A 12,505-nucleotide genomic window follows, 5' to 3' on the forward strand; every position below is an offset into this window, starting at 1 on the left:
TACATTAAACCTAAAATCCAAAATCTATTTTCTATTATTTTAAATAGTTCCACACAAGTTAGAAAAGCCTTGAATATTACATTCGCCTATACCAATTTGGCCACCTCTCCATGAGTGAAGAGGGTGGGATTTGTTAGCGCAAGCGTGCCGAAGGCATACCTGCATGTTCATTTCTGAACAAATGTATGTAAGCTTCACCTGTTAGGGTGCGGAACTAATTTTTTTAGTTTCAATTTTGTAGTTTTTAGCTTAAAGTTTCAAGTTCTATATTTAAATTTTCAACTCAAAACTTTCTAACCATAAACTGCTTCTGGTCTTACTATCAGATCGCCACTTGGTCTGCGGTCAATTACGTAAGATTCAAAACTTATTAAATTCACATCAAAATGCTGTGCTAGTCTTTCTTTAATCGCAACATCACTCATGTTTGAGTCTAAACTAATTTGACTTTGAGTAATGTCATAAGAACGACCTTGAAATCTAACATGAATCATTTTAAAACCTCCTGATAGTTAATAATTGGGAGGTGAAAATTTGAAGAAGAACTTCAGTGCTTTATCTCTCGTTATTAATATACTACTTAAATACTACATTGCTGTCAATACCCCAGAATAAATTTTTTCTATTTTCGCTGTAATTGCCTTATTACAAAGTTTCCCGCAGCTTATTAGATGTAGTACACATTAGCAAGCAATATTGGAAGTATGAATAACAGGTATCCATCGACTATTGATATGTTCGCCCGTCGTCAAAACCTTTATTGTTTTGAGTGTTTTATTTGTTCTCTTCCTTCCACCCGTTGCTTTCCTATTCATCTATCCGATCCATGTTGGAATTATCCTCAATGGAAGGATTTATCTCACCAGCTTGAGGAGGATTCAAAATTTCGGAATCAGATGAATTCATATTATCTTCAGCCGCATTATCTTCAGAACTAAAACCATTTTCAAAAGAAGGAACCATTTCATTATTTTGGGTGGGAATTACTGGCTCAGACGAGTTCTGATTGTCTGAGTTCTGATTTTCTGAGTTCTGATTTTCTGAGTTCACGTCACTTAAGTCCACATCACCTAAATCCACATTTCCCTTGGGAAATAAACTATCTTCCTCAACTGAAGGAGCATTTTCATCAACTTCAGATGGAACTCCTTGTTCGGGTTGAGAGAAGTTCCCATCACCTCCAACTACATTACCTTCAGAAGTTGAATTATCGTTAGCAGAGGGAGTTGGTTCATTTTCAGGCTGGGATAAGTTAGTATCACCTTCAATTACACTATCTTCGGTTGGAAAGACTTCAGGATTTGAAGTTTCGTCAACAGGAGGATTTTCACTCGTATCTGGTACTACTGGTTTTTCTTTCTCTGCAGTAATTTGCTGCATCAATTGTTCAATGATTTCCACTTGCTGAAAATCACCTTGACTGCGGAAGCGATCGCCAGCACGTTTGAAAGCAGACTTTGCTTTTTTTATTTCGCCTTGGTTGTACCAAGTTACTCCCAAATTGTAATAAGCCTGAGGGTTATTGGGGTCATTATTAATTGCTTGTTTGTAAATTGCAACTGCATTCTGGGTTCGACCCTGAATCACCTGAAGACTGCCGATATTATTATATGCTTGCGTGTTTTTCGGATCTAGCTCTATAACTCGTTGATAAGCTGCGATCGCATCTTCTAAATTACCGGCGTTTTGCTGCGCGATTGCTAAATTGAAATAAGCGTTAGCATTTTCATTGTCAAAGTTAACTGCTTGTTGATAAGCTGCGATCGCCTCATCCAATCTACCTTGTTCGTAGAGTACTAGTCCCAAATTATAGTAGGAAGATGCCATGGTCGGTGCTACTACCAAAGCTTGACGGTAAGCAGTAATTGCAGCTTCGCTTTGCCCTTGTTTTTGTAAAGCCAAACCTAAGTTATAGTAGGCTTCAGCAAGATTAGGATTTATGCGAATTGCTTCTGAGTATTCTTGTACCGCACTTTCCAAGCGATTGGTTTCTAGAAGAATGTTACCGAGATAATTGCGAGCAGCAGCAAAATTTGGATCGCGTTGTAAAGCTTGACGGAGTGCAGACTCAGCACCTTCTAAATCTTTGCGATTGTAACGCATGACTCCCTGTTGGTAAAAACTAGCAGCTTTTAAATCCGTATTTGCTGGTATGGTCTGTGCTAATAGTTTACTTTCTGGTCGCTCAGCAAATATTTGCCAACCCAAACTCAAAAACACAGAAGTACACAAAATTGCTATTTTCCGACAGAAGTAAATATGCGGATCCTTTTTTTCATTTTTGTGAGACATGAATGCTAGACCTACCATTATTGCTTGATGCTATAAAGTCAGGGTACCCAGCAAAGTCTTAAAAATTTATATTCTTGTAAAGGATTCTGTGTTTTGGCGTTGCTTTAGTTTTTTATTTGCTACAGAGAACTTTTTGTTTTAAAAATAAGGCTTGTTCTCCTAATGCAAAAACAATAAAAGTTTGAACTAAATTATTTTCTGTGAAAAATGGGGATATTAATAATAACGGAAAAAATATCTTAGTTATTACCAGGATAGTAAGAAATTTCTTGTAAGATAATCTATCCAAAGTTTTATTACCATTATTAATTTTATATTTCTAGTGAAAGAAGCCTAGTCTTTGGAATATCGGTAAGAATTTAGAAAGAACATAAGATTCTATAAAAGTAAAAACACTTATTACGGAGGTAAATATAGTGGCACTCATTCATTGGCAGCCTTTCCAAGAAATGGAGGCTTTGCGAAGAGATATGAATCGTTTATTTGATAGTCTATCTGCAACACAAGAGCAAAGCATGATGCAGCAAATGACATTTTTACCTGCTGCAGAGATGGAAGAAACCGAGAATACAATTAATTTAAAGTTAGAAATTCCTGGTGTGGAAGCTAAGGACTTGGATGTACAAGTTACCAAAGAAGCTGTAATAATTAACGGCGAACGCAAATCAGAATCGAATTCGAAGCAGAATGGTGTAACTCGCTCTGAGTTCCGTTACGGTATGTTTAGTCGCACTATTCCTTTACCAAACTGGGTAGATAATACGAATGTTAAAGGTAATTATAAAAACGGTATTTTGAAGTTAGAACTACCTAAAACTGAAAAACAAAATATTAAAGTTAGCAAAGTAAATATTAGTTCGGCTAGCTCGAGTAAAGACTGTCAAGTTAACGTAGAAAATTGTTAGTAATTGCCTCCCATGAAGACGTAAAATATAAAGTGTCACATACGATTAAATATTCATAATTGTGGCTAAGGTTACTCTGTGCTAATAGCTTTATGCACGATTACGTGTATTTTTCAAAACAATTTCTTTCAAAACAATTTCTTTCAAAATATTTGCTTTTGGGGTATTTGCTTTCAAAATATTTAGCGATCGCACAATAACTCCCTTTGCACAATAACTCCCTTCCCCGTGTAACATTAGTTATTTGATTTCTATCTTTATATTCAGACACTTGGATTTATTTTAATCGGTATTATTGGGAGGCTAAGGGAGTAGCAATTCTTGGAGAAAAAACAATACTACGAAAAGCTTCGGTGAGGAAGTAATTAAGGGTGAGCGATGGGGGATTGGAAGTTTTAAATACTAGAAGTTTTGAATTCTAAAAGTTTTGAATTCTAAAAGTTTTGAATCACTTAATTAACAGTCTCTAATTTACAAATCCTTTTCTCTCATCTGTATTTTCCTCTTTTTCCACTCCCCCCAGCTTCCCTTACTTATGCGGATATCGCCTTCCCCCTCACGACTTCCTTTCTAAAAAACATGGTTGCTTTGGTTTCAGTACTTATCGCTATTAGCTTATCCCTACTTATCACTCGCACTGCAACCGAGGCGCTTGCTTTGACCGGACTCTCACGTCCTGCAGCTGCATTTCAAGCACGTTCGGCGTTTACTGGTTCTGGTTTCACTACTGATGAGTCAGAAAAAGTTATGAACCATCCAGTGCGACGCCGTATCATTATGTGGTTGATGTTCTTTGGAAATGCCGGTATTATCACTGTTATTTCTTCCTTAGTACTGACTTTTATTTCCACTGCTGGTTTTGATGAATGGCTACCTCGCTTATTGCTACTTTTACTTGGAATTGGATTTTTGTGGATAGTGGCGACTAACTATACTTTTAACCGCTTTTTAACCCGTTGGGTAAGAGTAGCTTTGAAGCGTTGGACCGATCTAGATGTGCGAGATTATGCCAGCTTATTACACCTCAAGGGTGATTATCAGGTCATGGAAATGGAGGTAAAAGCGGGGGATTGGCTCGCAAATAAAAGACTTGAAGAACTGCATTTGCGGGACGAAGGTATTGTTATTTTGGGTATCGAGCGACAAGACGAAACTTATATTGGCGCACCCCATGCTTCAACCTGTATTTCTCCGGGCGATTCACTTATTCTTTATGGACGCAAATCAGGTTTAACGGAATTGGACAGCCGCGATGCTGGTATAGTAGGGGAAAGAGCGCATCAAGATGCGATCGCAGTGCAACAAAAAATTGAGCAAGAACAAGATAGTCAAGATATTTTTTCTCAAAAACAGAATCATCAAATTCAGAGTTGAGGTAGTTGACTATCCTAGTCTTTATTATTTATTCCTTACTTACGTACGGCAAAATCAACATCGCATCACCAAAGGAATAAAAACGATATTTCAATGCGATCGCTTCTTGATAAACATCTAGTAATCTCTGTCTACCAATTAAAGCACTAACCATCATCATTAAACTCGAACGCGGTAAGTGAAAGTTAGTAATTAAACCGTCGATCGCCTGCCACTTATAACCCGGATAAATAAAGATATCAGTTTTTCCCGTGAATGGTTGAATTTCACCACCAATTGCAGCACCTTCCAAAGAACGGGCGACGGTCGTCCCCACGGCGATTACCCGACCCCCAGCAGCTTTTGTCTGACGAATTTTCTCTACTGTTTCCCTAGGAACATCAATCCATTCTTCATGCATTTTATGGGTAGTAACATTCTCTACCTCTACCGGACGAAAGGTACCCACACCAACATGAAGAGTAACAAAGGAGCTACCTATCCCTTTTTGCGATAACTTTTCTAAAAGCTCTGGTGTAAAGTGTAATCCAGCAGTTGGTGCAGCTACAGCCCCTGGATTTTTTGCATAAACAGTTTGATATTGCTCGCTGGCTGCTTTTGTATCAGTAATATAAGGAGGAAATGGAACTTCACCAAACTTATCCAAACATTGCAGTAATGAAACATCAGAAGGTAGGTCAAATTGTAACAAGCGTCCTCCGGTAGCTTCATCTGTTTCGAGGACTTTAGCTGTTAAAGAATTAGGAAAAGTTCCCCCTCCATTTTCCGGTTGATTTCCACCTGTAGTAAAAATAATTTTTGTTCCTAGCTTAAAGCGTTTCCCCGGTTTAACCAAAGCTAACCAACAATTAGATTGTTGCTCTTGTAAAAGTAAGACTTCCACCTCCGCACCGGTAGACTTGCGACCGTATAATCTTGCTGGGATAACCTGGGTATTATTCATGACTAATAAATCGCCAGGTTTCAATATTTCTGGCAGATCTCGGAAAATATAATGTCCGTTAGCTTTTTCCTCTTCTGCACTCAGGGTATTTACTAGTAATAACTTTGAACTATCTCTAGGTACTACGGGATTTTGAGCAATGAATTCGGGCGGCAATTCGTAATCATATCCTTGCAAATTAAAATCTAATTCGTGGTTTTCCCGTAGTAAATCAGGAGTGTGTTGCTGCATTTATTTGAAAATTTTATGGAATAGTGGGTACTTCAGCTTTTCTTCGTCAATGCATTATCTCGGGTTATCCCTTAGTTGCATCCATAGATTTTCGGATTAATACCATTAAGTATCACGTAAATACAATTATAAAAATTGGGTAAAACTCCCCATCAAAAAACGGGGACATTTACCCTACCGGTTCATGGGGTTGATTGAGGAATATATAAATGTAGGATTGGCTTTGATCCCTAGTACCAAGATGGAATATTTGTATTACCTGGCTAACGCCAGTCTCTCTTTGAGGGTAGTTCAATTCTTGCATTCCAGACCTGAGATACCCGTTGCTTTCATCACTGTTATTCATCAAATAGATGGTTGGGTGGTTAGAATTAAGCTCAGACGTGAAATCTCGGTCGATGAAGATCGCAATTTTAGGGCATTCTTAAATGAATTAGGAATTACCTATGAGCCACCAATGCGCGTGCAAATGGCACTTTGGAGTTTAGAAACAGGACAATGTCCTGTTGATGTAATGCGTCGTTACCAAGTGGCGGTTGTGTCACACGGCAGTCCAGAAAAAGAAGAAATTGAAGCATTCAGGCAGCAATTTGTACGAGGATTGGGATATTGCCCAGAGACATTAGCATGATACCAGCACTTTTGACAAGTAGTAGCACGAGAATCATTGATGACTGGTAATTGGTAATTGGTAGTAGCAGAATTGTTTTCTGTTTTTGGTTACTTGTTACCATTCATATCATCTATATTTAAATCAAATGCTCCTGGAATATATTCTTCTAAATTGAATTGATATTCTTGCGTTGACGAACTGGCTAGTACTTCCTTCCCAATGATTTTTTTGACTGTATGCTGATTTGGTTTTGGCTGAAATTTAACAATAGCCACATCAAATCGACATGGAAGATCCGCTAGATTTGAATTTTGGGCTAAATAGATTTGGGCTGTGCGCCAAATTTTACCCTGTTTTCTTCGGTCGATTGCATTTCTTCCCCCCGCGTCCCAACTTCCTCGACTGCGAGTTTTGACTTCCACAAATGCTAATACGGAGTCATCAGGGTTCGCTCTGAAATTCTCAAGTTTATGGATGGGGTATTCTCGATTTTTTTGATTCTGTTCTGATTTTGATTCTAATTCTGAATCTTCTAATTTTATTTTTATTTCCTCCCCATCTTTCTGCTGCAGAGCAACGATATCAATTTCTCCCCAGCGACAGCTCCACCGCTGGTTCAAAATTATCCACCCTGTGGATTGTAACCATTTGGCAACTAACTCTTCTCCTTTAGCGCCAATATCGGGATAATTATTGTATGAAAAACGGTTCATTGGCTAAAAAATAGGATGAATTCTTGGTTAAGTAAGCAAATTTGGCAAAGCATTATCGGCATATTACTTGGGGGAGTACTGTGCATCACTTTAATGTTCAGTGTTATTCCCAATGCTTTAGCAATTAACTATAACAATCGCAGTTTGATTGGAGAAGATTTTTCCAATCAAGATTTAACAGATTCGAGCTTCGATCACGCTAATCTGCGCAATAGCAACTTCAGTCACTGTAATTTAGTTGGGGTTAGATTTTTTTCCGCAAATTTAGCTGCTGTAGATTTGACAGGTGCTGATTTGAGATTTGCTGATTTAGAATCAACCCGTTTGACAAAAACAAATTTAAATAATGCTTTACTAGAGGGAGCATTTCTAACCAACGCCATGTTTGATGGTGCGACAATTGACGGGGCTGATTTTACTGACGTATTTTTACGTAGCGACATTCAAGCAAAATTATGCAAGGTAGCTAAAGGTACTAATAGTATTACAGGACGCGATACGCGGGATACTTTGATGTGCCCGTAATCATCTTTGATGAATTATGTCTCAATCAGAGGGCTTATCCTATTTTTTACTACGGGATAAGCCCTTGGAGTAATGATATGGTGCTACGCGCAAGTTATATACACTAAGTCCGGGTTAATTCCCCTTTTTAGAATGAGAGAGGGAGGTGTGGGAAGTGTGGGGGGAAATCCCAAAAAGTATAAAGGGGTTTAAAAATCGGATTTGGTATTAAAAGTTAAAACAGACCGCGCCTGTAGGGCGACCAAAAGTCAAAATTAAAAATAATACATGAAAAAATATTTACTTTTGATTACATAAGTAAAATCCTAGAAATATAACTTGATTACAATGGGAACAATTCTTAATTAATAATGTAGTTAATTTAGCTAGAATAAATATTAGAAGCAAGACTAATCAAACTCTTTTTATCAACTAAAGCTGTAAAGTTAAAGTTCTACAGCTAGAGCAAGTGTCGAAGTTTGAGAATCGAAGCTATTTGGTTAATCATAGCCCTTGAAAGGAGTTAGTTAGCTTCTTGCATATTCTCCAAAAGTGAGGCAAAAACAATGAAACAGATGGTTTGGCAACCTGAAGAGCGAGACGAAAGAGTAAATCAATATCTAGACAAAATTAATCACGCTCCTTATCAAAGCATTGTCGCAATTTCAATTGTAGCCTTTTGTTTGTTTACTGCTGCAATATTAATTGGTATTTTTTAGAACAAAGCTAATATTAATCACACCAAAAACTCAGATAAAACATTTTTGTTCAACACTTTATTTTTGGTTCATAATTTCTGACTCATGCTTGCAAGCTAATAACTGCAGGTAATTAATTCTAAGCTAAAAATTCCCCAAGTCTAAACTTTTCTTGGTCTAAATAATTTAGACTCAAATGACTATCAAATCAAATAGTTTTCAACCTCAGAAATATTTCAGAACCAAAAGAACCATATCTAGTAAGAAATTATCCCACACCAAGCTTTTAACGGTTGATGATTAACTTTCAACTGTAATTGACAAAGGTGGGATATTTTCGATCATTTAACTGGTAATTTAATATCAAAGATAAAAGGTTCATTGGGGTTGGCGATAATTTTCAGAGAACCACCATGTCTTTCAGAAATAATTTGATAACTACTTAAGAGCCCTATATCCATTTCTTCTGTAATTGATTGGTTATGACAAAATTCTTCAAATTGTTTTATTTGTGGGAGTTTTGATAAACAGGAACCATTATTTTTAATATTTATTTGAACAAATTTAGAATATTTAAGACTTGTTTCGATTGAAATTTGAGGATACCAATCCCAATTGTCGGGATTCATATTCACTTTTGCTAAGTCTTCCTTGCTAGGTACATCATCTAGCATGTCTATCCCATAAGTGAGAAGATTCATAAATACCTGATTCAATAAATCTGGATAACATTCAACATGGGGAATATCTTTATAATTTTTGACTACTTTAATTTTGGGACGCTTGGAATTTTTTCCAAGACGGTAGCTCATTAAAACTAAAATATTGTCTATAGTTTCGTTAATATCTATAGTTTTTGTTTGAGATTCTTCAAAACCAGAAAATACTTTGAGAGCTAACATTAATTTCATAATTCTCTGGAGCGAGTTTTTGAAGGATAGATTTATTTTTTCAATATCTTTGCTATAAAAATTTAGATCAATATCTTCTTCAAATTCTTTTATGTATTGAGGTAATTCAGTAAATTCATTTTTATACAAATTTACAAGTTCTAACAAATTTTTAAAGTAATCTTCTATATGCTTAACATTGGCATATAAGATATTAATTGGGTTATTAATCTCATGAACCACGCCAGCATAAATTTGATCGATAAAAGTTACTGTTTCTTTTTGAATTAGTAGCGCTTGGGTTCGTCGAGATTTTTTCAAGGTTTGAATTAATTCCTCAGAACGTTGTCTTTCTTCAAGCTCTGCTTGATGAGCTTGTTTGCGTTGATAAATTTCTTGCCAAATTTGTTTATACATTGATTCAAAAGCAGTAATCACCTCACCTAATTCATCTTTTCGTCGCATTTTAATAGAATAAAAATTAGAGTAGGGATTATCTTGACGAACAGCTTTTGCAGCAGTTAACAAGTCATCACGCAAATATAAGATTGGTCGAACACAAATACGGCTAATCACAAACATGCTAGCCAAGGTAATAACTATGGAAATTAAAATTACTAAGCCAATAATTCTAACGGTGTAAGCTGATAATTCATCTTGAATTGGTATGCCATCATAACGCAGTACAATCCATAAAGGTTGCTCGTTTTGAGCAAAATAAATTGCAGTGTCGTAACCTCCCTGAGAGGATTTTGGCGATAAACGGGATTTTTTTTCTTGCTTTAATATTTGGAAGTTTATATTCGGGTTATCCCCGATTGCAGCTAAAACTTTCCCATCTTCTCGATAAATTTTTCCCCCGCTGATGATAGATTCCTGCTGAAGATTTGTTAACAATTTATTCGCAATATTTGAATTGATAGATGCTGTTTCTGAAAAAGCTACCTTAACTGCAGTTTGAGAAATTCGCTGTAGATCGGTCAGGATTAATTTTTGGCGATTGAGGTATGAGGGAATAAAGATAATAGTCTCAATAATCAAAAGACTACAAAATATCCACAGTGTAATTTTTTTGGATAGCTGCGTATTAAAGTTTTGAGATGAAAACCAATTAAACATCTTTTAAAAAAACAATCTTTAATCAGTTATAATTCCAAAAATAGTTAATAGACTACACTTAAAAGTATTTTTGTAATAGTTCAAATAAATCAAGTAAAATTACGGTTGCAAATGAATTTATATACAGATATATGAAATTTTTAGCAAGTATAAATTCGGTGTTAGATAACACAAAAAATTAGGAATTATAGGCACCCAGTTTCTTAACAAAAAGCTTTAATTCCCTGTATTTACTGTTTCCTATTCCCTGTTCTCTCTTAAAATATATTTTCTTCCAGTCAAATATATCTTCTTTCGGTCAAATTAAACTAAAGACAAAAAAGTACATTCCCAAACAAGGCGCGGTTGAGCATAACAACGTAAAGCTTTCTTCGCTTTTTCTAGCTCTTGGACGACATTTGCTTGACGTAGATGATTCCAATAAGTTTGCTGTAGGTAGTCAGCTAACCATAATTGGGCTTCGGTATCTAATTCTTTATCTACTTTTTTGGCTAACTCTAGGGCGTTACGATAGGTTTTGGGAGGTTGACTAACAATTTGCAGTAATTCGGAAGGGATTGTTTGTAATTGTTGGTAGGAGTTTATCGCCTCACCGGGACTACCAGCTGCAACATTTAATATGGTTGGATATTGTAAAATTTCTTGATTTCCGGTTTTTTTGAGTACTTCAGCCATCGCGTCTGTATTTAAACGGACGAAGGAAATTTTTTGACAGCGCGATACTAAAGTTGAAAGAATTGAATCTGGTGAAGGTGCAATTAAAATTAAGGTTGCTTTTCCCGGTTCCTCCAAGGTTTTAAGTAAAGCATTTGCTGCAGCTTCCGCCATTGTTTCAGCTTGTTCTAGTACTACTATATTCCTTGAGGCTTCCAGGGGTGGACGTCCGAGAAACTCGGTAATTGCTCGGACTTGTTCGAGACGAATTGCAGGTGGTGCTTTGCGTTTGAGTCCTTTTTCTGCAGCTTGGGTTGGTGTTAATAGCTGTCCTTGGTGTTGGTAGGTTGGTTCTACCCACAAAACATCTGGGTGATTACCTTTTTGTAATTTGGTTTGAATAATTTTGATCGCATCGGGTCTGGAAGCTCGTTCTGTCAGGGTATGGGTAAATATCAATTCAATAAAGCCCCTTGCAGCTAAACTTCTTCCCACTCCATCCGCACCCGCAAACAAATAAGCCGGGGCGATTCGGTTTTGCATTACGGCTTGTGTGAGTAATTCAATTGCTTGTGGTTGTCCGATCAGGGAGCTAAATGGGGTGGACGATGTCATCTCATTTTTATTGATGATAAAGGCAGATAATGGGAGACTTTATATTAAAGTTGCTGCGCGATCGCATTGTACTTTATTATTTAAATGCTCGACAGAAGGAATTACTTTCCAGTATGATATTGACATTAGCTTGATGTTTGGCAAACCGAAGCGGGGGTCAAAACCTGGGGGGTTCTGCCAAAATCGCCGGAACCTTGACAATTAAATAGTTACAGCGTTTTGGTTATTGGATTAAATGATAATTTGTTTCAATAAGAGTGGCTGAAATGATGCTATTTTTGAGGTCTGCCAAAATTGATTGTGGAATCCTTGCTCTGTAAGGGTTTTGGGCGGCGGACTTGAAATCTTACGAATCCCGCTTGCGGGATTGAAACAACAGGGTTAGTATCATCTACGCCAGAGTTAGTTCTCTTGAAATCTTACGAATCCCGCTTGCGGGATTGAAACATTGTGTACCGGCTCGGAGGTCGCCACCTTAGCGCTTGAAATCTTACGAATCCCGCTTGCGGGATTGAAACTCCTTGCTAGCTGAACACAAAGTTTATCTAAATTAGCTTGAAATCTTACGAATCCCGCTTGCGGGATTGAAACGACAGTAGCAAAATTGAGTACTTTAAAAATTACTATCTTGAAATCTTACGAATCCCGCTTGCGGGATTGAAACTTAATTATCCACATTATTTTTCTAGAATTTTGTAATCTTGAAATCTTACGAATCCCGCTTGCGGGATTGAAACAATTTGAGTAAGGCGCTTGCTGATTTGAGTGATTTTACTTGAAATCTTACGAATCCCGCTTGCGGGATTGAAACAAATTCTTCTTTTTCCGGGGTGGTTGTCTCGTTATCCTTGAAATCTTACGAATCCCGCTTGCGGGATTGAAACATTTGAATCACAAAATACAATAAAATATTGCTAATTTCCTAGCTTGAAATCTTACGAATCCCGCTTGCGG

12 protein-coding genes and 1 CRISPR repeat array (1 of these 13 only partly in view) are annotated in these 12,505 nt (G+C 36.9%); of the genes, 5 read left to right on the forward strand and 7 right to left on the reverse strand.

Annotated features, from left to right (window positions below; genetic code table 11):
* Positions 1-293: 293 nt before the first annotated feature.
* Together BC008_RS22610 and BC008_RS52485 are read right to left on the reverse strand one after the other, a co-directional pair.
* A complete protein-coding gene (locus tag BC008_RS22610) occupies positions 294-494 on the reverse strand; it encodes a hypothetical protein (RefSeq protein WP_027844425.1) in 201 nt (66 codons plus the stop codon).
* Between the two features lie 313 nt (positions 495-807).
* A complete protein-coding gene (locus BC008_RS52485; RefSeq protein WP_063800800.1) occupies positions 808-2,292 on the reverse strand; it encodes a tetratricopeptide repeat protein in 1,485 nt (494 codons plus the stop codon).
* Positions 2,293-2,708: 416 nt separating this feature from the next.
* Between BC008_RS52485 and BC008_RS22620 the strand changes: the two genes are divergently transcribed.
* Entirely contained in the window at positions 2,709-3,197 is a 489-nt protein-coding gene (locus BC008_RS22620) for an Hsp20/alpha crystallin family protein (RefSeq protein WP_058183851.1), read from the forward strand.
* A 90-nt stretch (positions 3,198-3,287) separates the two neighbouring features.
* Here BC008_RS22620 and BC008_RS49635 read toward each other — a convergent pair whose 3' ends face one another.
* Positions 3,288-3,434, reverse strand: coding sequence for a hypothetical protein (locus tag BC008_RS49635; protein ID WP_161938144.1), 147 nt, complete (start codon positions 3,432-3,434; stop codon positions 3,288-3,290).
* Between the two features lie 342 nt (positions 3,435-3,776).
* Here BC008_RS49635 and BC008_RS22625 point away from each other — a divergent pair, with 342 nt between their 5' ends.
* Positions 3,777-4,571: a potassium channel family protein gene (locus BC008_RS22625; protein WP_027844424.1), complete on the forward strand. Its 795-nt coding sequence runs from the start codon at positions 3,777-3,779 to the stop codon at positions 4,569-4,571.
* 28 nt (positions 4,572-4,599) lie between these two features.
* On the opposite strand, the gene queA is transcribed toward BC008_RS22625, so the two are convergent.
* On the reverse strand, positions 4,600-5,745 hold the full coding sequence (queA, locus tag BC008_RS22630; protein WP_027844423.1) for a tRNA preQ1(34) S-adenosylmethionine ribosyltransferase-isomerase QueA: 1,146 nt from the start codon (positions 5,743-5,745) through the stop codon (positions 4,600-4,602).
* Between the two features lie 241 nt (positions 5,746-5,986).
* Between queA and BC008_RS22635 the strand changes: the two genes are divergently transcribed.
* On the forward strand, positions 5,987-6,376 hold the full coding sequence (locus BC008_RS22635) for a hypothetical protein (RefSeq protein ID WP_027844422.1): 390 nt from the start codon (positions 5,987-5,989) through the stop codon (positions 6,374-6,376).
* 89 nt (positions 6,377-6,465) lie between these two features.
* On the opposite strand, the gene BC008_RS22640 is transcribed toward BC008_RS22635, so the two are convergent.
* On the reverse strand, positions 6,466-7,071 hold the full coding sequence (locus tag BC008_RS22640) for a YraN family protein (protein ID WP_027844421.1): 606 nt from the start codon (positions 7,069-7,071) through the stop codon (positions 6,466-6,468).
* Positions 7,072-7,086: 15 nt separating this feature from the next.
* Here BC008_RS22640 and BC008_RS22645 point away from each other — a divergent pair, with 15 nt between their 5' ends.
* Both BC008_RS22645 and BC008_RS50685 read left to right on the forward strand, forming a co-directional pair.
* Positions 7,087-7,596, forward strand: a complete 510-nt coding sequence (locus BC008_RS22645) for a pentapeptide repeat-containing protein (protein ID WP_027844420.1) — start codon at positions 7,087-7,089, stop codon at positions 7,594-7,596.
* Positions 7,597-8,141: 545 nt separating this feature from the next.
* Positions 8,142-8,294 (forward strand): hypothetical protein, encoded by a 153-nt coding sequence (locus tag BC008_RS50685; protein WP_201026156.1) that lies wholly within the window; start codon positions 8,142-8,144, stop codon positions 8,292-8,294.
* A 320-nt stretch (positions 8,295-8,614) separates the two neighbouring features.
* Here BC008_RS50685 and BC008_RS22650 read toward each other — a convergent pair whose 3' ends face one another.
* A complete protein-coding gene (locus tag BC008_RS22650; protein ID WP_027846677.1) occupies positions 8,615-10,282 on the reverse strand; it encodes a sensor histidine kinase in 1,668 nt (555 codons plus the stop codon).
* A gap of 303 nt (positions 10,283-10,585) precedes the next feature.
* Entirely contained in the window at positions 10,586-11,551 is a 966-nt protein-coding gene (locus BC008_RS22655; protein WP_036268759.1) for a DNA polymerase III subunit delta', read from the reverse strand.
* A 337-nt stretch (positions 11,552-11,888) separates the two neighbouring features.
* A CRISPR array of direct repeats spans positions 11,889-12,505; the repeat unit is 37 nt; unit sequence CTTGAAATCTTACGAATCCCGCTTGCGGGATTGAAAC (it continues 1,028 nt past the right edge of the window).

This window comes from Mastigocoleus testarum BC008 (genome assembly GCF_001456025.1).
Taxonomy (GTDB): Bacteria; Cyanobacteriota; Cyanobacteriia; order Cyanobacteriales; family Nostocaceae; genus Mastigocoleus; species Mastigocoleus testarum.